The sequence below is a fragment of the Paenibacillus sp. FSL H7-689 genome, from assembly GCF_000517905.1.
Classification (GTDB): Bacteria; Bacillota; Bacilli; order Paenibacillales; family Paenibacillaceae; genus Paenibacillus; species Paenibacillus amylolyticus.
Genome location: NZ_ASPU01000007.1, coordinates 167,475 through 188,149, shown reverse-complemented (window position 1 = coordinate 188,149; position 20,675 = coordinate 167,475). Strand labels below are relative to the sequence as shown.

Annotated in this window: 14 protein-coding genes and 1 riboswitch; of the genes, 5 read left to right on the top strand and 9 right to left on the bottom strand. The window is 45.8% G+C overall.

Annotation, left to right across the window (positions count from 1 at the left end):
* Positions 1–88: 88 nt before the first annotated feature.
* A complete protein-coding gene (locus C170_RS05115) occupies positions 89–976 on the bottom strand; it encodes a cation diffusion facilitator family transporter (protein ID WP_036606974.1) in 888 nt (295 codons plus the stop codon).
* A 290-nt stretch (positions 977–1,266) separates the two neighbouring features.
* Here C170_RS05115 and C170_RS05110 point away from each other — a divergent pair, with 290 nt between their 5' ends.
* The gene (locus C170_RS05110) at positions 1,267–1,455 is read left to right on the top strand and encodes a hypothetical protein (protein WP_017692261.1); all 189 of its coding nucleotides are present in this window, start codon (positions 1,267–1,269) and stop codon (positions 1,453–1,455) included.
* Between the two features lie 114 nt (positions 1,456–1,569).
* On the opposite strand, the gene C170_RS05105 is transcribed toward C170_RS05110, so the two are convergent.
* The 6 genes from C170_RS05105 to C170_RS29965 form a co-directional block, all read right to left on the bottom strand.
* Positions 1,570–3,195: an ABC-F family ATP-binding cassette domain-containing protein gene (locus tag C170_RS05105; RefSeq protein WP_036606972.1), complete on the bottom strand. Its 1,626-nt coding sequence runs from the start codon at positions 3,193–3,195 to the stop codon at positions 1,570–1,572.
* A 215-nt stretch (positions 3,196–3,410) separates the two neighbouring features.
* Complete coding sequence (locus C170_RS05100; protein WP_036606969.1) at positions 3,411–4,457, bottom strand: MBL fold metallo-hydrolase; 1,047 nt, start codon at positions 4,455–4,457, stop codon at positions 3,411–3,413.
* A gap of 71 nt (positions 4,458–4,528) precedes the next feature.
* Positions 4,529–4,684, bottom strand: a complete 156-nt coding sequence (gene cydS / locus C170_RS30670; RefSeq protein ID WP_155985027.1) for a cytochrome bd oxidase small subunit CydS — start codon at positions 4,682–4,684, stop codon at positions 4,529–4,531.
* Between the two features lie 8 nt (positions 4,685–4,692).
* A complete protein-coding gene (locus C170_RS05095) occupies positions 4,693–5,727 on the bottom strand; it encodes a cytochrome d ubiquinol oxidase subunit II (RefSeq protein ID WP_036606967.1) in 1,035 nt (344 codons plus the stop codon).
* Positions 5,724–7,070: a cytochrome ubiquinol oxidase subunit I gene (locus C170_RS05090; RefSeq protein ID WP_036606964.1), complete on the bottom strand. Its 1,347-nt coding sequence runs from the start codon at positions 7,068–7,070 to the stop codon at positions 5,724–5,726. The genes C170_RS05095 and C170_RS05090 overlap by 4 nt, the downstream gene beginning before the upstream one ends.
* 385 nt (positions 7,071–7,455) lie before the next feature.
* Positions 7,456–10,302, bottom strand: coding sequence for an ATP-binding protein (locus tag C170_RS29965; RefSeq protein WP_051447018.1), 2,847 nt, complete (start codon positions 10,300–10,302; stop codon positions 7,456–7,458).
* A gap of 344 nt (positions 10,303–10,646) precedes the next feature.
* Here C170_RS29965 and C170_RS05080 point away from each other — a divergent pair, with 344 nt between their 5' ends.
* Positions 10,647–11,345 (top strand): response regulator transcription factor, encoded by a 699-nt coding sequence (locus C170_RS05080; RefSeq protein ID WP_017692253.1) that lies wholly within the window; start codon positions 10,647–10,649, stop codon positions 11,343–11,345.
* 49 nt (positions 11,346–11,394) lie between these two features.
* Here the strand turns inward: C170_RS05080 and C170_RS05075 are convergent, their stop codons facing one another.
* Entirely contained in the window at positions 11,395–11,814 is a 420-nt protein-coding gene (locus tag C170_RS05075) for a hypothetical protein (RefSeq protein WP_036606962.1), read from the bottom strand.
* Between the two features lie 241 nt (positions 11,815–12,055).
* Here C170_RS05075 and C170_RS05070 point away from each other — a divergent pair, with 241 nt between their 5' ends.
* The 3 genes from C170_RS05070 (at position 12,056) to C170_RS05060 (ending at position 15,996) form a co-directional block, all read left to right on the top strand.
* Entirely contained in the window at positions 12,056–13,198 is a 1,143-nt protein-coding gene (locus C170_RS05070) for a virulence factor (RefSeq protein ID WP_036606960.1), read from the top strand.
* Between the two features lie 147 nt (positions 13,199–13,345).
* Positions 13,346–13,561: riboswitch (Lysine riboswitch) on the top strand.
* A gap of 119 nt (positions 13,562–13,680) precedes the next feature.
* Positions 13,681–15,159 (top strand): amino acid permease, encoded by a 1,479-nt coding sequence (locus C170_RS05065; protein WP_036606957.1) that lies wholly within the window; start codon positions 13,681–13,683, stop codon positions 15,157–15,159.
* 195 nt (positions 15,160–15,354) lie between these two features.
* Positions 15,355–15,996: a class D sortase gene (locus C170_RS05060; RefSeq protein WP_036606954.1), complete on the top strand. Its 642-nt coding sequence runs from the start codon at positions 15,355–15,357 to the stop codon at positions 15,994–15,996.
* A gap of 125 nt (positions 15,997–16,121) precedes the next feature.
* Here the strand turns inward: C170_RS05060 and C170_RS05055 are convergent, their stop codons facing one another.
* The gene (locus tag C170_RS05055) at positions 16,122–20,633 is read right to left on the bottom strand and encodes a collagen binding domain-containing protein (protein WP_051447017.1); all 4,512 of its coding nucleotides are present in this window, start codon (positions 20,631–20,633) and stop codon (positions 16,122–16,124) included.
* Positions 20,634–20,675 lie beyond the last annotated feature (42 nt).

Genomic DNA, 20,675 nt, shown 5'->3' with positions numbered 1-20,675 from the left:
CGTATAATCGTTCTAACGATAAGTAAAGAGGACAGCACGCACAATCGCGGCTGTCCTCTTTTCATTTTCCAAGATGTTCACTCCCTGTTCAAGGGTTCCTTGTGACTTCTTCCGTCTTTGGTTCCACATGTACATGTACATGCATGATGTTATGCGATCGCTTCAACCGCTCTTCAACACGGTCACAGATCTGATGGCCTTCAATCAAGCTTAGGCCTCCGTCCACTTCAATGACTACATCCACAAGTACATGACTGCCGTGCACACGTGCCTTCACGTCTTTGATCATCTCAACACCGGGAACGCGTGCTACGGAGGATCTGAGATCCGTCAGTTCCTTCTGGTCAAATCCGTCGGTAAGACGATGTGTAGAATCCCGAAAAATCTCCCAAGCCGTTTTGCAGATCAACAGACCTACAGCAATGGCAGCTACTTTATCCAGCCATGGAAGTCCAAACTGCGCACCTATAATTCCAATTGCAGCGCCTATGCTGACCCAGGCATCGGAACGATTATCTTTCGCCGCAGCCATCAGAGCCTGACTATTAATTTGTTTTGCCAGACGGTGATTGTAACGGTACACGCCTAACATCACCACAGCACAGACTACAGCCACCGCTGCCGCCCACAGGTTTGGAGCAACAAAGGCTCCTTCATACCAGGAGCGAACGGCTTCAACCAATACTTGCAGCCCAACCATAGCCATAATAAATGAAGCTACCAAAGCAGCAACCGTCTCCGCTCTAAAATGACCATAGGCATGATCCGAATCAGGTGGTTTCTGGGAGATCCGAAGCCCAATCAATACAGCAATGGATGCTACAATATCTGTAAGGTTATTAAAACCATCGGCCAGCAAGGCGCTGGAAGCAAATAAATATCCACAGATCAGCTTAAAAGCGGACAAGACGAGATAGGCTACGATACTAACCCAAGCCCCTCGCTCCCCTTTTCGAATTTCTTCATAAGCGTTCAAACCGGGCGACACCCCTTTAACGTTTCGTATTACGGTTTTTCCATGTTACCAAATGCGGAGCGTGTGGGTCTACAGAAACAGTGTTGCCAGGTTGCATTGCTGTAGGCAAGCCGAAACAAAGTTGCCAGACGGCAGGGCTGTAGTTATTGAGAAAAAATGTTGGCCTGGGTAAAACCAAAGGTTTTGAGCATTTTATCAGGTTGCCCTTGTGGGGCTTTTATAAAACGTATAAAATAGGTACATCCCGTCCAATCTGGACGGCTCACTGTAAGACCGGGAGGGAAATAACGATGAGCGAAAATAACGAACCGAAAAAGGTCAGTTTGCAGGATGCTATACGCCAAAAACTGGCGCAAAAGAAAGAACAAGCAAATTCTGGTAACCAATCCAGCGCCTACTTTGAAGGCGGACCTAAAGCGATGAAGAGTCAAAACAACAAAAAGCCTAACAACCAACGTCGCCGTACTGGTGGATCTTAGGTTTTAAAGCCGCAGAGAAACCCATTGAATTACAAAAAGAACCGCAAGCCCTCTTCACAGAGGCTTGCGGTTCTTTGGTGTTTCTATAATCATGTGCCGCAGATGATGCTTAGTTTAAGCTTCTACCGGATACATTTTATTGCGCAGTTCTTTGATTTCATCACTTTCCAGATATTCGTCATAGCTCATTTGGCGATCGATGATGCCTGTTGGCGTAATTTCGATAATCCGGTTAGCAATCGTTTGGATGAACTGATGGTCATGGGATGTAAACAGCATTGTGCCGTCAAAGTCAATCATACCGTTATTCAGTGCTGTGATGGATTCAAGATCCAAGTGGTTCGTTGGCTCATCCAGAATCAGTGCGTTTGCACCTGTCTGCATCATTTTTGCCAGCATACAACGAACCTTCTCCCCCCCGGAGAGTACGCTAGCCTTCTTCTGGGACTCCTCACCGGAGAACAGCATACGGCCCAAGAATCCACGCAGATACGTTTCATCCTGATCTTTCGAATACTGACGGAGCCAATCCACGAGAGTCATGTCTACACCGTCAAAATACTGAGAGTTGTCTTTCGGGAAATAAGCCTGAGTCGTCGTTATACCCCAAGTATATTCGCCGCTATCTGCTTCGGTTTCACCCATGAGAATATCAAATAACAGTGATTTGGCATTTCCGTTCGGGCCAACAAATGCAATTTTGTCACCTTTGTTCACCACAAAGCTCACATCATTCAACATTTTCACACCATCGATGGATTTGTCAATACGATCTACCGTCAGCAATTGTTTACCTGCTTCACGTTCAGGCTTGAAGTTGATAAACGGGTATTTACGGTTGGATGGACGAAGGTCATCCAATGTGATTTTGTCGAGTGTTTTCTTCCGGGAAGTCGCCTGTTTGGACTTCGAAGCGTTCGCAGAGAAACGTTGAATAAAGGCTTGCAGCTCTTTAATCTTCTCTTCTTTTTTCTTGTTGGCATCCCGCTGCAGAGCAAGTGCCAATTGGCTGGACTCATACCAGAAGTCATAGTTACCTACGTACATCTGGATTTTACCAAAGTCAATATCTGCGATATGCGTACATACCTTGTTCAGGAAGTGACGGTCATGGGATACCACAATAACGGTACCTTCATAATCCATCAGGAAGTTCTCCAGCCATTGAATGGATTCGAGATCCAAGTGGTTGGTAGGCTCATCGAGCAACAGGTTGTTTGGACGGCCAAACAACGCTTGTGCCAGCAATACACGGACTTTTTCGTTTCCGCTCAGCTCTATCATTTTTTTGTCATGCATGTCACGAACAATGCCAAGACCGATCAGGAGCGCCGCTGCATCTGGTTCAGCATCCCAGCCGTTTTGCTCAGCGAATTCCCCTTCAAGCTCACCTGCACGCAAACCGTCTTCTTCTGTGAAGTCTGCCTTCGCATACAAAGCATCCTTCTCTTTCATGATGGAATACAGACGACTATGACCCATAATTACCGTTTCGAGAACCGGATACTCATCATATTCAAAGTGGTTTTGCTTCAAAACGGCCATACGTTCGCCCGGGGTGATGTGCACCTCTCCCGAGTTGGCTTCAATCTCACCAGACAAAATTTTCAAGAATGTTGATTTGCCGGCTCCGTTGGCGCCGATCAGGCCGTAACAGTTCCCTGGCGTGAATTTGATATTTACATCTTCAAAAAGTGCACGTTTTCCGTAGCGGAGCGTGATGCCGCTTGTACTGATCATTAAGCATACCATCCTTTATTGGTTAATCTGCATACTGCATGAATAGCAAGTTGCGTAAATCATGGATTCAATATCCCGATGCCTATTCTGGCACCATATTATAACACAAAAAAGCGGCAAATTCGAAAATTGGCCGCTTTTTACTTATTAAAGATTTGGTAAATGTACTGTTCATGCAGGCATATCCCTACATTAACATATTTGGCTCACTTTTGTTAGCCCTGTTTACCTTCCTCGTGGTGAATGCGGAGTGTTTCGCCATGACCAAGCACCCGAATCCGCTCTTTACCAATGCCTAAACGTTCACGTTCAACTTCCAGCCGATCCAGCGCTTCCTTGGGCGTATCATCCGCCAGCTTGAATGTGCCGTAATGCATTGGCACCATGAGCTGTGAGCCGGATTCAACGAACCCCTGCAGCGCTTCTTCAGGTGTCACATGCTGAGAAGTCATGAACCATTCCGGATCGTAGGCACCGATGGGCATCAGGGTAACCCCAATGTCAAAGCGTTCTCCAATCGTTTTGAAACCCTGGAAGTAACCTGTATCACCTACAAAATACAACACAGGCGGACCGCCTGATGGTTTGGATGTTTCGTTCTTCCCTGATTCCTTGGATGATTCATCCTGATTGTTCGTTGTTGTAGCACTTTCCACTGCTGAATTCGTTGCCGAATGATTCGATTCCAATACATAACCGCCCCAATGAGACGTATTGGTATCAAACAACGTTCGGCGCGTCCAGTGCTGTGCAGGAACAAAAGTTATTTTGACTCCGCCAAGTGTCATATGATCCCACCATTTCATCTCCTGGCATCGATGAAATCCTTTGCGAATCATCTTGCGCTTCAGACCATCGGGTACGATGAGCAACGTCTTGGCTGTAATCAGCTTACGCAAGGAAGCCAGATGCAGATGATCATAGTGGGAATGGGATATCAGAATCACATCCAACGGTGGAATATCCTGAATCGGAATGCCGGGGGCACCGAGCCTGCGTTGAAATCCCATTTTTTCGGCCCACACCGGGTCAGTCACGATGTTCAATCCATAATATTGAATGAAAAACGTGGAGTGACCAATCCAGGTAATACTTGTGTCATCCCGGTTGGCATGCAGATAATCCAGTTCAGGCGGGTGTTTGGGCACGGTGTAGGAGTAGTCCTTCACTTTGCTCCGCCGTTGCTCCCTCCATTGTTTGAATTCCTTCAGCGTTTTGTCCGTACTTACATTATCGATATTGTTATAACGGATTTTCGGCATGAAAGGGCCCTCCTCCCTTCCTCATTTCTTAACAACAGATTACCCCAAACGGGAATGGACGTACCAACCAATCAATCCTTTGGGTTCTTATATACGGCCAGATATACAAACAGAAAGACAATAGCAGCCGCAATGATCAGTGGAGGGGCATACATAATGGTGAATGTCTCAAAAAAGCTCAATCCGGTTATACCGGGTATCCCCGTGACTCCCTCAGTAGTGACCATGAACAGACTCATCCTTTCTTTTTACCAGAATTACCGCGCACATAATTGGCATCAAACAGGAACAGCTTCATAATCAGCACAAGCGAAGGAATGAGCACGAGTAACCCCAGACTAAACGCTGTAATGAGCGCAATCCCCATCGTGCGATTCGTAAAGCCGTCGTAAATATTGATGTAAGGATACAATATGTACGGAAGGTGAGATCGCCCGTAACCATACCAGGCAAAGGCAAACTGAAGCATGACAGCAACAAAACACCAACCCAGATATTTACTTCTCCACACCAGCGACACAGCAATGACAAAACAAATAAACGAAGCGATGAACATCCACGAAATATTTACCATCTGCTCAAAGTGTTCGGGATTCTGTTTGTTAATCTGCAGAAAAGCCAGAAAGCTTGCAAAAATGGTAGGCAAACTCCAGAGCAGCGCGTACTCTCGAAGCACCTCATATGCCGGCTCATCCCCCGCCCGTTTTGCATAATAGGAAAGAAACATCGCCGAGATGTACAGCACACTAACCAGTGCAAGCAAAACAACCGACCAGGTATAGGGATTCGTCAAAAATTCACGCCAGCGAAAAAACACCTGATCGCCCACCTCTTCAATGATCCCGCCTTCGGATATCGCCAAAATGGTGGAAAATACCGCCGGAATCAGCAATCCCGTCGCCCCGTACAATGCCATATAGATCCGGCTGTTCTGCCCATGATTGCCATAGGTATTGTAGGCGTAATACACGCCCCGGATCGCAAGCAGTACAATGGCCAAGGAACCTGGAACCAGCAAAGCCGTCCCGTAATAAAAGGCGCTGTCCGGATAAAACCCGACCAGTCCGACCACAAAAAAGATCAAAAATACATTCGTCACTTCCCACACAGGAGACAGGTAGCGCTGAATGATGTTATGAATTTTGTTCTCATGCCCGGTCAAAATGCTATAAAAGCTGAAGAACCCGGCGCCAAAATCAATCGACGCAACGATCAAGTAACCGAACAAAAACGTCCACAATATTGCGATGCCTGCAATTTCGAAACTCAATGCACGATCCCTCCTTCAAGCCCCAGAGACTCTAGTTCCTTCTCTGCTTCCTTGTTACGGAACAGCTTGCTGAGTACCCGAATGCACGAGAAACACAGGATCAGATACAGCAATATGAACAACACTAACATCCATCCTACCGAAGTTGACGTCGTGGCCGCTTCCGCCACCTTCATATATCCGCGTAAGATCCAAGGCTGCCTGCCAACTTCAGCGAACATCCACCCCAACTCGATCGCAATCATGGCCAGAGGCCCCAGCAAGACGATGCCAAGCAACAGCCATTTGGGGTATGGCTTACGCCCTGGCAACCAGCGCCGCAATACATATAACACAGGAATCATCAGGATGATTACTCCCGTTGTGACCTTCAGGTCGAACATATAATGAATGGACAGTGGTGGCCTCAGATCCGCCGGAAATTCTTCGAGACCTTTCACTTCCGTATCGGGACGATTCCCCGCCAAAATGCTAAGTGCATAAGGAATCTCAATCGCGTATTTCACTTCATTGTTCTCATCCAAAATCCCCCCATAAACGAGCGGTGCCTCTTTCATCGTCTTGAAATGCCATTCTGCGGCAGCCAGCTTCTCCGGCTGATATTTCGCAAGAAATTTACCGGAGGAATCGCCGATCATGACGGTACTGATGGCAAATACGAGCGCAGATACCGTCGTGAGTTTCAGTGCTTTTTTGTAATACACATGATCCCGTCCCCGAAGCAAACTGAAGGCGGCTATCCCCGCCAGGATACCTGCACTCAAGGTGTAGGATGAAGCGAGTACATGGGACACTTTGGTTGGCGTTGCCGGATTCAACATGGCAGCAATCGGATGAATGTCCTTCATGATGCCATTAATCAGGGTAAATCCCTGAGGCTGGTTCATGAAGGAGTTCACCGTTGTAATAAAAATCGCAGATGCAGATGAGCCGAGAGCTACCGGAATCAACAGCAGCATATGCGTATATTTCTTTTTGAAACGATCCCACGTATAGAGGTAAATTCCAAGAAAGATCGCCTCTATAAAAAAGGCAAACGTCTCCATGAACAGCGGCAGGGCGATTGCCTGCCCCGCTACCCGCATAAACATCGGCCACAGCAGACTGAGCTGTAATCCGATCGAGGTGCCTGTAACAACGCCCACGGCAACGGTGATGACAAAACCTCGTGCCCACCGGCGTGCCAGCAAGGTGTAATGCATATCATTGGTTCGGAGTCCTCGCCACTCGGCCAAGGCAATCATAAGTGGAACACCTACACCGATAGAGGCAAAAATAATGTGTACAAACAGGGTAAGGCCGGTTAGTATCCGGCTGAGCAAAACAGGGTCCAGGGATGACATGGTTACACTCCTCTTTCACATAATCGTTATGTACGACAGCAGTTCCTCTGCTTGAACATGTATCTCAATAACTCATGATTCGGATGATGCTCTTCACAACGGCATACAGCACAACCACAGCTGCAACCAGACAGACGATAATGAGTGTTTTCTCTTGTTTACGGAACATATACCTGCCGTCCTCCTTTTGCATGGGATGCAAATTATGGCTCTATAGACAGTTTGCAAAAGAAGTTGTTTTTTTATCCGGGGAAATTGAAAAACAAAAAAAGCCTTTCCCCTTATCACGCTCACGCGCTGAAGGGCAAAGGCTCTATCCGTAGGTCTCGTACATAAACATTATTCATAAAAAAAGTGGAATACATTTCTTCATTCTTCATTAAATTCAGACCAATACGTCCTGCTTGGGCAGTCGAACCTTGAAGGTACTTCCTTTGTGCGGTGCAGATATAAAAGTCAGCGTACCCTTGTGATCCTCTACAATTTTACGGGAAATGTACAAGCCAATTCCTGTTCCACCAATCTGCCGATGATCCGAATTATCGACCCGATAGAATTTATTAAACAGCATGTCCTTCTCTTGCTCCGCAATACCTATTCCGTAATCACGCACATCAAGACATAACCATTCCTCTTCTTCCCATAACGTAATATCAATACGATCGGCTCCCGGAGAATACTTGACTGCATTGCCCACCAGATTATGTAGAACCTGAACCATCCTGTTCTGGTCAGCATAAGCAAAAAAGTCTCCATTAAACGTATGCACGTAGATACGTTGGGCAGACTTCATATTCCACTGTTCGGCAACCCCTTCTACCAACTCAACCAGCGGTACATACGTCATGTGGTAAGTCATACCTTCGTTGTCGAGACGTTGAATATCCAGTACATCATCGAGCAAACTGCTCAGCCGCTTGCCCTCCGAAGAGATGGTCTGCATGAATTCCCGCTGTTGAGCTGCCGGAAGGTCATACATCATCATAAGTTCCACATATCCCATAATGGTGGCTACAGGCGTTCGAAGCTCATGAGATACCACACTGATCAGCTCATTTTTCATCCGATCCAGCCGTTCTTCTCCTGTTCGGTCACGGAACACCAGCAGAAACCCATGGTTTTTACCGGGGACATCCATCTGCTTCATGTACAAGGAAAATACACTTTTATCCACATTATTGAATATAAATTCGGTCTCGATAAACGCCGTTTCTCCATTCAGGAATGCTCTCGTCTGTTCCATCAGATTGAAGTTGTCCGTTAATACCATCGTATCAATCGCCTGCGCCAAATCCTCAATGGATCTGCCCATAAAATCACCCAAACCAAACATCTCTTCTATCCTTCGATTGACGATGGTTATGGTACCTGATCGATCAGACATCACGAGCCCTTCTCGTACGGATTCAATAAATTGCTCACTGATATCTCGCTGTTCCTGGATGGCAATCTTCTCATTGAACAACTCCGAGTTCAGCTTCTCCAGCGCAAGGGCATGACGTACACGATCTTCTTCTGCTCTGGTCCGCTCCGTAATATCCTTAATAAACAGGTTATATAATGTCTCATTTTTGCCCAACTGGATCTCAACAATTTTGTACTCAATCGGAAATACGGAACCATCCCGTCGGATACCTGAAATTTCTTCAACGATGGTGTATCTTTTACCTTCAACATATTCAAATCGCTCAAGCAAATTCTTGATCTCCTTGCAGCTGGCCCCTTGAAAAAGAGATGGCGCTTCCTTGTGCAGGATCACTTCTTCCCGACGCAATCCAAACATTCTTTCAGCCTCCGGATTAAACTCAACGATCAGCCCATTGGAGTCCACAGCGATAATCGCATCAATAGAGGATTCAATAATGGCACGTTTGACCTCTTCACTATTCTTGAGTTCCTTGGTACGCTCGATAACCCTGTCCTCCAGCGTTAACTTGTCGTGACGAATCTGTTCGAATTGTTCCAGCAGCACATCGGCCATTTTGCGTAAATTGCCAATCAGGATCTGTACTTCGGTTACATGGCTGGTTGGCCACTCCATCTTCCCATTTCGAAACAGCAGTCTCGGAAGAGAGCCTGTCATTCGGGTCAGTCTTAACAGCGGGCTAACAACCTTACTGCTGAGAGGAGCCGCTACGATCATGGAAGCCACGATGATGATGAACAGGGATTGCAGCGTGGTCAGATAAATGGATTCGATTCGGGGGTAATACTCGGACGAGTCAGTCACAATGAATACCCGATAAGGTGTTAACCTTGTCATTTCTGCTTCATAGATAAAAGAGGCTTGTTTCCAATGATTCAATACATCGCTGTAATGGATATTTGCGGAACTTAACAGAATGAGGTTATCCCTCGACTTCAGAAGACGGAATCTGTCCATGTCCAGATACTCGCCCACCTGTAGTGTATTCAAACCAGAAGCGACGACTGTATCATTGCGATTCAGCAGAATCACATTCACACCCAGTAGATGATGATAACGCGCCATATTCTGATCCATATTCTCAGAGGTAACGTACTCTTCATCAAGATCCTGAACAACCGCAGTTGCTGCATATTTCATATCACGTAATATGGCATCATTCATTTGACCCAATTGTCTGCGGCTATCTGCGGATAACAGTACGAGAGAAACAAATACCACAAAGGCGACTACGTATTTAAACGCAATTCTTGTTAATGGAATGGTTCCCATGCGTTTTGACTTGTGTTCACCCGTGGTGATCCAAAAATCAACTACAATTCCCGCAATCAGCGCATTCACCATACCAATCACAGCAATATACATATACTCATACTTCAAATCGTCTATATTTAAACCCAACATAAAATGCCCGGCATAGATAACAGGAAGTAACATGACTACCCAAAAGACAGCATTAGCCTTGATTAAGCTGCCATTCTTCCAGCGGATCTGCCAAACGAGCATCCAGATTAATTCCATGAAGTGGGCAAGCATGACAGTTAAATTGTGCGGCACAAAGCCGACAAAGACGGTATTCAGGAGATGGATAACTGTAAGGGTGACAAATCCATAGATGGCCCCATGCAAACGAAGAGCAATGAGTGCTGCGGCGCTACCAATCATAAACTGTACACCATAGAATAAAGTAAACGGAAAAATAGTGCTTAGTGTGCCCAGAATGATCAGAATGCTGGTCCCAATCCAGGGTATTCTCAGTTTCAACACGACCCAATCCAGCATTTGTCTTGCCTTTATACGATCCATAGGCAATTGCCCTCATGGATCATTTTTTCTTCTGTTTTCAACAACAACGTTGGTTCCCCCTATAAACTTAAGCGGATACAATATTACTTTTTTCCCCTTAACTCGTTCTGATCCATTATACTGTAATTAATACTTGGTGTAGCTTTGGGAAATTCTGATTGATCGGCAACCAAACTGCATTCATGCTAGAATATTGAAGTTCATTCAAAAAGCGTATTCTTTCTCTACATATACATCCTATATTTTGGGATAGAAACATTAAAAAATTTGCGGCATTTATTCGCAATTCACCTTGTTTTTTTAGCATTTTCTTAACATATTATTTTCACCAGGAGTGTGACCCTATGACTATCAAAGTACTTCTTATAGAAGATGAGAAAAATCTAGCCGACATGATTGCTTTCTTTCTTGAGGAGGAAGGATACATCACTGAACGGGTTCATCATGCCCGCGAGGCACTTCAACTGTTTCCACAATTCCAGCCGGATATTGTTGTAACGGATCTCATGCTTCCTGAAATGGATGGAAATGATCTCGTAGAAGCCTTTCGCCAGCACTCCACTGTGCCCATTCTGATGATCTCGGCAAGCACCATGCTGAATGATCGACTTCGTGCATTGCATAATGGTGCGGATGACTTTCTGTGCAAACCATTTAGTTTGAAAGAGTTGGATGCCCGGATTAAAGCACTGCTGCGAAGATCAATCATTTCCTATCAGGATAAACCGGTAAAAGAAGACAAGCAGGCAGAGGTTACTGGACATGTGAATGTGAATGAGTACAGAAGAACCCTGTTTGTGGATGGCGTTGAAATCGAGGTCACTCATATTGAGTTTGAGATTATGAAGGAATTGTACCGCAATCCGGGTAAAGTGTTCACCCGCAATGAACTGATGGATCGGATCAAAGGCTCCGAACGCGCCTATCTGGATCGTACCATTGATGTTCATATCTCAAGTCTACGTAAAAAAATTGAGCCTGACCCCAAGAACCCACGTTATATTAAAACGGTTTGGGGAACAGGCTATAAATATGTGATCTAATACGATCGTAACGATTAAAAAGTTAAACATCTTTGGCCATATCTCTCTTTTATCTCATGGATAAGATGGGTGGTATGGCTATTTTTGAGTTATGGATAGACGAAGAATGAAACCAATTTTCCATATCCTTGATTAGTTGATTCGGGTCTTGCTCGTTCCAGAGAATCATCTTCATCTCACCCGTACCTGTAATTTCTTGCAGGTGACGCTTCCGAATAAGGGATTGGAAATCCGTAATGACTAGTAACGGAAGTTGTGGCATAAAAGCCCGAATGGCATTTGCTGCTGACACCGCTTCTTCGGCAACCTGATAATCAACAATACAATAACGGGCATTTTCCCAACTTCCCCGATGTGTTTCTATCGCAGAACCAGATGTTGAGTCCTCAATCCAGTTCGTGAACAATTGAATAATATTCTCATATGCAATACGACGTTTTCCATCCGAGAGCACGGTAATGGGTTCCATAGGTATACCTCCAGTTGATTCTTATCTTTATTGTGCCAATTTTCGTTTAAAAATGTTTGTGCGTGAACATGAAAGAAGTGTTAACAAATTTCGCACTTCTTCACATTAAGTGTTAGACACGTCCACTTCACTTCTGGATGATTTCGCAGATTCCACACATTGATGTAAAATAGAGAAATACCCGTGTGATTTAATTTACGGGAAGTTAAAGATGAATCTGGTACTATAGGAGGTTACATTGATGAATATTGTTTCCATTGAACCAACACCGAGTCCAAATACGATGATGTTACATCTCGATGAACGTCTGGAGGACGGAATTCGCAAAACATATACACTGGACAACGAACGATCTGCTCCGGCGTTCATTCGCCAGATGCTTCATATTCCCGGTGTAAAGAGTGTGTTCCACACAACAGACTTTGTCGCACTTGATCGTAAAGGGAATGCCGACTGGTCCGTTATCTTGGGCGAAGTCCAAAATCGCCTTGGACAGCACGGCATCGATCTGGACTGGATTGAATCCGAAGATGGTTCAGGCGAGCACTTCGGAGAAGCACAGGTATTTGTACAATTCTTCCGAGGTGTACCGATGCAAATTAGGGTCAAGGCCGGGGTCAAGGAAGAACGAATCTCGTTGTCAGACCGTTTTGTCAAAGCCGTGACAGAAGTCGCCAGTGCAACAATGATCAAAGAACGTAAACTGAGTGATTACGGTGTTCGATATGGTGAGTTACCGGACATCGCACGTGAAGTCGAGCAGGAACTGGAAGCCGCTTACCCGCCGGAACGATTGGAGCAGGTCATCCAACAGGCCATTGAACATGGTACCAAATCCGAAGAGTTCGTCGAGCGCCGCCGTGAATTGGATGGAGCCGAACTTGAAGAGGCTCTGCGAAACGAAGACTGGAATGTTCGCTATGCGGCATTTGACAGCATGGAGCCTACGGCAGAAAGACTGCCTCTCGTAGCCCATGCCTTGCATGACAACAAAATGCAGATACGTCGCTTGGCTGTCGTATACCTGGGTGACATTCGTACATCGGAAGCGATGGAACTGCTGTATGAAGCACTTCAGGACAGTTCTCCTGCGGTACGCCGGACTGCCGGGGATACCTTGTCGGATATCGGTGATCCTGCCGCCACTCCAGCCATGACAGCTACGTTATCCGATAAAAGTAAACTTGTACGCTGGCGTGCAGCACGTTTTCTCTATGAGGTCGGAACTGAAGAAGCAGAGCAAGCGTTGCGCGTTGCAGCTGAAGATCCTGAATTTGAAGTCAGCCTGCAGGCCAAGATGGCTCTGGAGCGGATCGAATCAGGCGAACAGGCTGCTGGAACGGTATGGCAGCAGATGGCTGGCCGTAATAAAAAAGAGGAATAGTCGTCTCTCAGACCTCACATCCAACAATTGTTATTGCACTGGAAAACCATGCGCGTTATACTGATTGTCTGTTTACTAAACAGGACACACGGTGTTAAGTTGTGTTGTTCATAATTTCATAGACAATAGATACACCTCATCCATTGATGGTGAGGTAGAGGTCGCGGGTGCGATCAGTACGCTGATGGAGGCGCTAAGGAGCCGCTTATGAGATCAGCCGAAAGGTGTACCCGCCGAAGCTCGCTGGACGTTCCTTATACGGTCCGGTGAGCTGGGGCTGCTGTCGAAAGGCGCAGAACTGTCACGGAAGTACATTTCCTTTATATAAAGGTATGAATTCTTCTGTGTTGAGCTATCTTAATCATCTGGGACATGGTGCGGACATTGAAATATTAAAGACCGCAGGCTGATGCCTGTGGTCTTTTTGTTTTTATGAATTCAAGTATCGCAAACATCAGTATATCGAATGAAGGAGTGTTTCCATGCAAGACCGCAGTAACCCAACAACAACTGGACCTTCCCTGAAAAAAGGATTACGCGCACGCCATATGACGATGATCGCCCTCGGTGGCTCAATTGGTACCGGGCTGTTTCTCGCAAGTGGTACCGCCATCTCAACCGCAGGCCCTGGTGGAGCATTAATTGCCTATGTGGCCGTTGGCATCATGGTTTATTTCCTAATGACCAGCCTTGGTGAGCTTGCTACCTTTATGCCGGACTCCGGTTCATTTAATACGTATGCCGCACGTTTTGTCGATCCTGCTCTCGGGTTCGCCATGGGCTGGAACTTTTGGTACAACTGGGCGGTAACCATTGCAGCAGAGCTTGCTGCCGCTACTGTACTCATTAAATACTGGTTCCCCGACAGTTCATCCATGTTATGGAGCTTATTGTTCCTCGTGCTGATCTTTTCCTTGAACGTGTTGTCTGTTAAAGGCTATGGAGAGTCCGAGTACTGGTTCGCCATTATCAAAGTCGCTACTGTGATCATCTTCCTGGCCGTTGGTGTGCTCATGATCTTTGGTATTATGGGCGGAGAAGCCGTTGGTTTCAGCAACTTCACCATCGGTGATGCTCCCATCCATGGCGGATTCTTCGCTGTGCTTGGTGTGTTCATGGCTGCTGGATTCTCATTTCAAGGTACCGAGCTTATCGGGGTAGCCGCCGGTGAAAGTGAAAACCCGCGCGAGAATGTCCCTCGTGCAATTCGTCAGGTATTCTGGCGCATTCTGATTTTTTACATTTTGGCGATTACCGTGATCAGTCTGATCATCCCGTATACGCATCCGAATCTGCTCAAAGGTGACCTGGAAAATATCGGTGTCAGCCCGTTCACACTGGTGTTTGAGAAAGCTGGCCTCGCCATTGCGGCTTCCGTCATGAATGCCGTTATTCTGACTTCTGTACTCTCTGCCGGTAACTCAGGCATGTATGCTTCAAGCCGGGTTCTCTATGCCCTTGCCCGTGACGGTAAAGCCCCTCGTTTCTTGGGCAAGTTGAACAAAAAGGGTATTCCAATGAATGCACTTTTGCTTACAACAGCCGTTGGTATGTTGGCATTCCTTGCCTCGCTTTTCGGTGATGGGATTGTGTACACGTGGTTGCTGAATGCATCCGGTATGTGTGGTTTTATCACTTGGCTGGGTATCGCTATCAGTCATTATCGCTTCCGTCGTGCATACGTTGCACAAGGCAGGGATCTGAGCGATCTGCCTTACCGTGCACGCTGGTTCCCGTTTGGGCCGATCTTTGCTTTTGTCCTGTGTATCATCGTGATCATCGGACAGAACTATCAGGCATTCACGGGTGATCAGATCGACTGGAGTGGAGCCATCGTTGCCTACTTGAGCGTACCCCTGTTCCTGGTGTTGTGGCTCGGTTACAAATGGATCAAAAAGACCAAAGTGGTGCCGCTGCAGGAATGTGATTTCACACCTACCGATTCACCAACTGGTAAATAGTGGCTATTTAATAAAACCTCCCCGTGGCGTTGCAGTTTTCCTACTGTAGCGAAACGGGGAGGTTTTGTTTTGGATCGGCCTCCCCCTTCGAACATTTCTGTACATCCTTTCGTCCCTGTCCATATTTTGTATAGGTCGGTAAGTAAAATAGAGAAAGGTATACTATTTTTCTTGGACAACGGGAGTTGGTGTATAATGAAAAAATTCTCTATTCTGCTCGTTCTATTGGGCATCCTGATCATCAGCTTTCCTTTCCTGCGGGAAACGTATTATGACTGGCAGCAAACCCGTGTCATGAACGATCTGGAGCAATTGCAAAACGGCTTGTCTAAGCTTAATCACTCCTTCGAACAAGGCATACAGGATGCAGTTTCTGCCGAGCCGACTACTGACAATACAGGTACAGTGCAAGAGGTCTCATCGGATACGTTGGGGGTGTTATCGATTGACAAGATTGATGTCCGCTTACCGATTCTGGAGGGTGCAACGGAAGCCAACATGAAGGTAGCTGCAACCCATCTTGTTGAAACCACCAGTATCGGGAACAAAGGTAATGCTGCGATAGCCGCTCATCGCGCCCACAAAAAAGGACGACTGTTCAATCGTCTGGGAGAACTCCAGATTGGTGATTCAATGGAAGTCACCCTGGCAGATCGAACGATTATCCAATATAAGGTAGATCAGATATCCGTTGTGGAGCCAACTGACTTATCTGTGCTGGAGGATCCTGGGCTTGGACAGGTCCTTACCTTGATTACCTGTGATCCACTCGTCAATCCAACACATCGCCTAATTGTAAGAGCTATTGCAGTGAAACCAAATGTTACGGGGACCTGATCCTCCCTAAATATCACCAAAAAATACCCTCTAGCATATTCACACGTCGACGCTAAGTCTTCGTAGTGATTGCTAGAGGGTATTTCTATCTCACACGATGAATTTTAGATACTGCGTGTTTCGATCTAGCGATGAAGCTGTTGTCTGCGGCGGAAGTACATGAATCCCGCGCTACCTAGCGCCATCAGCATCATGCCCACAGCAGTGTAAGCCATTGTGCTCTCTTCACCTGTTTGTGGCAGCATTCCCTGAGATCCAGAATTTCCGTTTGGCTGTGATGCGGAATTTCCATTGCCCTGTGATCCATCTGTATCCGTTCCAGCAGGAGGTGCAAGTGCACCATCCCCATCAGGTGCATCTGTATCCCCAACTGGAGGTGCAGTATCGTCACCGTTGGAATCGCCTGGTGTCGGTGTCACTACCCCGGAATCTTCATCTGTCGGACTTTCGCTTCCTCCCCCAGACTCTGTAGGTTCAGTTACAACCGTGCCTGGAACCGACGGATTTGGTTTTCCTGGTTCCGGAGTTACTGGTTTCTCTGGATCTGGTGTTACACCCGTAGTAGGTGTTCCCGGATTATAAGGTCCACTAGACCCACCACCCGATACCGGGATAGCCTGATTCGTTTTTTCCACAACTACAGCTTCGGTTTGTATGTTCGTAATTTCGAATGGTACTGGTGTTGTTTCCAACATGTACCCGTTAGGCGCTTTTATTTCAACCAACTGATATTTATTGATATCCAAGCCTTCAAGTACAATTTCACCTTGTTGATTGGTTGTCAGTGAAGCTTCATCTAGACCTGTTACCTTGTGGAATTCCCAATTCCCATTTGCATCCATCAATGCAGTTTGAGCTCGTAATTCAAATACAGCTCCTTGAAGGTGCTGAGTTCGGCCCGCATTGGTTTTAATCAATTTAACAGAACGATCATTTTTTTTATTTTCAATGGTTATTTGAGTTTCTGGTTTGATAATAGATACAAGGGTCTCCGGCTGTTCAATAACAAAGCCTTCTGCCTTGGTCTCTACCAATGTATATGAACCATAATCCAAACCATCGAATTCAATGACCCCATTTAGGTCGGTTACTTTTGTATCGATGACAATGTTGGAACGATCACGCAATTCGAATTCGATTCCGCTTAATACAGACTTATCCTTGGCATTTACTTTGGTAACGACAAGTTTACCACCTGCACCCATTGCATTAGACTTCGTCAAGGTAATACTCTCCGTCTGATTCTCTACAATGGTAAACGGAATTGGTGTAGCATCCAATTGATAAAACTCAGGTGCCACGACTTCTACCAGCTCATAATCCCCTGGCAACAGTCCACCTTTGGCGATCTTCCCATCTTCCCCTGTCGTTAACTCATCGATTTTCTCTCGCGTTGCGCCGTCCTTGGAGTACAATTCGAAAGTTGCACCCTTAAGTGTCTTGGAGGAGTCCACCGCATCTACCTTGGTTAATTCAAACCCTTGGCGAATCTTTTTATTTTCAATTTCAAAAGCAATATCCGCATCCTTAAATTCAATCGTTTGACCTGAGGCAGAGCCATATTCAGGATCAACCAAATATCCTGCCGGTGCAGATAATTCTTTTAACTTATAAGGTACACCGTTGGTTAGATTGTTTAATCGATAGTTTCTGGAGCTTTCAACCACACCATTCTCGTCCGTTGGTTTCAATGTTTCCAGAAGCGTAGTTCCAGACGCATTATAGATTGCAAATATTGCACCCTCCAGCGGAACTCCTGTATCACTGACTTTGTGAATTCTGATTTTGCCCAGACCTGTAGAGGCTCCTCCACCAGCTCCAGCCAAGGAAACTTTGATTCCCGACTGATTACCTTCTCCGATTACCGAGGAAGATTGGCCTGCAAATTCAACCTTATTCTCAATTCGGGCGCCATGATCGGCATTAATATAAGACTGATATTCCAAAATGAATGCAGTTTGGATATCTTTCTTGAAGGTGAAGGTAAATGTATTGCCCTCCACGTCCAATTCATAATCAGCCGGATCAACAAGTCCAGCTTTGGTGGATACATTGCCTGAATTGTTGGCAGGTAAATTGGTTGCATATAATTTCAATGAATCAGCCAATAAAATCTGGTTCTCTGACAAGGTATCTGTTAATTGGTTACCCGCAGGAATGAAAGATTGACTTGGATTGATATTTACCGTCCATGATGCTTTATCCGTTGTACCTTCTTGCTTCCCTGTTTTGCGCACGTATACACCACCGTTGGCAGGTGTAACACTGGCTGATCTATTAAATCGTATTGCACCACCCTCACCATCCGTCAGAACAGCCTGGTTGGCATATGCGCCTGCTACAGAATATGGTCCATCCAGACTTGTTTGGTACTGAATGCGATAAGCCATTTTGCCCATGTTACCCAGATCCAACGCAAAACCTTTACCGTCCGGGTTCAACTGGAATTGACCAGGTGTGAGCAGAACCTCGCTACCCACAGCAGTAACATTATTGGCTCCCTGCAACTCTAACTCATGAACTTTCAATGAGCCGTCTACGAAAGATTGGTCTCCAGTGTAAGCATCCTTAAGGATTGCATCCTGAATATCAAACAAATTGTAGTTTACATCGATTGTCCAGGTGATCTTTTTATCTTTGGCGCTATATTCACCCTTTTTGTTACCATTTTGAATTGTGTAGTCTTGCGGTTTGACCGCAGCAGTTTTGGTAATCGCAGTCTGTTTTACATCAGACTCTTCCCAATCGATCTTGGCTGAGTTGCGATATTCATCATTCGTTGGCATACCCGCTGTGGGATCAAAGCTTGTTTTATAAGTAATAACATGCTCCGTACTGAGCGTTACGCCGTCCTTCAAGCGAAGTGAGAATCCTTTTTCATACGTTGGATCAGCCGGGTCTGGAGTCAGTTCAAAGTCGTCTTTGTTAACACCACTCACTTGAAGACTACCCGGAATCAGTTTCATATGTCTGCCTTCGTAATTGTCGGTGATGACGATATCCGTCATGTCCTGCAAATCACGGTTCACAACAATCTGCCATTCGATTTCTTTTGTGTTGAAGTTTTCACTTTTTACACTCTTTGCAAAAATGACTTCCTGGATGTCTCTTCGGCCTGTTTTGGAAGTACCATCATACATGTCCACTGTGTTCGTAATGGTGTCGTTTGTATACACACGATGAATAGATTGAGTATCATATTCGATCTCATAGGCCTTTGTAATATCGTTCTTAAAATGTAATCTGAAGCCATTATCGAACCCTGTACCCATCGCTTCGAGTGTGTATTCATTCGGATTGATCAGTGTTCTGTTGGAAGCCGCTCCACTTGCATTAATGTCCACTTGATACACTTTGACGGAATTGTTGATCAGTTGCTGTTTTGCCGTATCAAAGCGGTCTTCAATCCATGCATTCGTTTGCATAATTTCTTGCTGATTGTAGTTATATTGCACTTTCCATGTGATCGTCTGGGTTACCGGATCATACGCACTCTCTTGCCCTGATTTGTTCAAAGGCTCATTAAAACTCACACGAACTCGGCCAATATCTGTTTCGTTGTGCTCACTCTGATCCGTTGTAAGCGCAACCTGGTTTTGATACTCCACGTTGGTGAACGGAGCAGTGGTTGGTGCTTTAACACTTGTCGTATAGGTTACACGATAGGCCTTATCTGTATCTCCCAATTGAATTGGAAACTGTGGTTCCGTTTGAACTACTGGGCCTTCTTTTACAGATCCATTCAATTGCACTTCCAATTCGCGAATTTCGATGTTGCCCTTGAGCTCCAGCTCTGCTGGGAACGTGTCTGCAAGAACAGCATTTTTCATAGCCTTCTCGCCTTGGTTAAAATCTACAGTCCATTTAATTTCATCCGAGTTGAAGTTACTTTTGTTTGCGCTTCCCGATTTCTTCAACTTATCTACGGCTGTGTTGGCAAAATGTACATCAATGATGCCCTGCCCCACGGAACTAAAGTCTATCTGTTGTTTCAAGCCATCTTCCATCTTGCTCTCATCGAACTTAATCCACACGTAGAAGTTGCCTTCCAGCTTCGCATGCTCGATCAGTTCATTAAAGGTAAAGATGATTGTGCCATCTGGATTCACCACATACTCCCCAACACCGCCATCCAGATTACCCTTAAGCTGCGATCCGATGATGAATTTATCGGGCAAGTTAAAGGTGAACGTAGAGCCATCACTGTAGTTGTGGTTGTCATCTGCAAGTCCCCATGTAAAGACTACAGCCACCTCATCCTGGATTCGTGGTCGAATATCCTCGATTTTATCTCCTTTGACTTCAATCGTGCCATTCCCGTTGTCTTCTGGTGCCTGATTGTACATCTGCACACTGGTAATCAATTGATCTGTAATTACCGGGCCTGCAGCTGCGATTGCTAAACTGCTCTGGTTGAGGTTTCCCTCCCCCTCTTCTTCCGGAGTGGCCGCAACGTCAACGTTGTTGACCTCTTCCGAACCTGCCAAACCTTCTTCTGATGCTGTATCGCTGATTGCACTGGCTGGCAAATTAGTTAATTCATCCTGAGCATGCATTGTTGGTGTAAATATCCAACCCTGCATCATTTGCGTGACCAGTAACAGAGCAATGATCACTATGCTCACTTTTTTCCTCATTGTTTGCATATCCTCCTCGTACGTAGTGTTGGCATACGCCGA

Bases quoted from the DNA above. Each gene is read 5' to 3' on its own strand.
- C170_RS05090 (WP_036606964.1), bottom strand. From the start codon at position 7,070: ATGTCATCCCTGGACCCTGTTTTGCTCAGCCGGATACTAACCGGCCTT.
- C170_RS05070 (WP_036606960.1), top strand. From the start codon at position 12,056: ATGAATATTGTTTCCATTGAACCAACACCGAGTCCAAATACGATGATG.
- C170_RS05100 (WP_036606969.1), bottom strand. From the start codon at position 4,457: ATGCCGAAAATCCGTTATAACAATATCGATAATGTAAGTACGGACAAA.
- C170_RS05055 (WP_051447017.1), bottom strand. From the start codon at position 20,633: ATGAGGAAAAAAGTGAGCATAGTGATCATTGCTCTGTTACTGGTCACG.
- C170_RS05105 (WP_036606972.1), bottom strand. From the start codon at position 3,195: ATGATCAGTACAAGCGGCATCACGCTCCGCTACGGAAAACGTGCACTT.
- C170_RS05110 (WP_017692261.1), top strand. From the start codon at position 1,267: ATGAGCGAAAATAACGAACCGAAAAAGGTCAGTTTGCAGGATGCTATA.
- C170_RS05075 (WP_036606962.1), bottom strand. From the start codon at position 11,814: ATGGAACCCATTACCGTGCTCTCGGATGGAAAACGTCGTATTGCATAT.
- C170_RS05080 (WP_017692253.1), top strand. From the start codon at position 10,647: ATGACTATCAAAGTACTTCTTATAGAAGATGAGAAAAATCTAGCCGAC.
- cydS (WP_155985027.1), bottom strand. From the start codon at position 4,684: ATGGTCACTACTGAGGGAGTCACGGGGATACCCGGTATAACCGGATTG.
- C170_RS05060 (WP_036606954.1), top strand. From the start codon at position 15,355: ATGAAAAAATTCTCTATTCTGCTCGTTCTATTGGGCATCCTGATCATC.
- C170_RS05065 (WP_036606957.1), top strand. From the start codon at position 13,681: ATGCAAGACCGCAGTAACCCAACAACAACTGGACCTTCCCTGAAAAAA.
- C170_RS29965 (WP_051447018.1), bottom strand. From the start codon at position 10,302: ATGGATCGTATAAAGGCAAGACAAATGCTGGATTGGGTCGTGTTGAAA.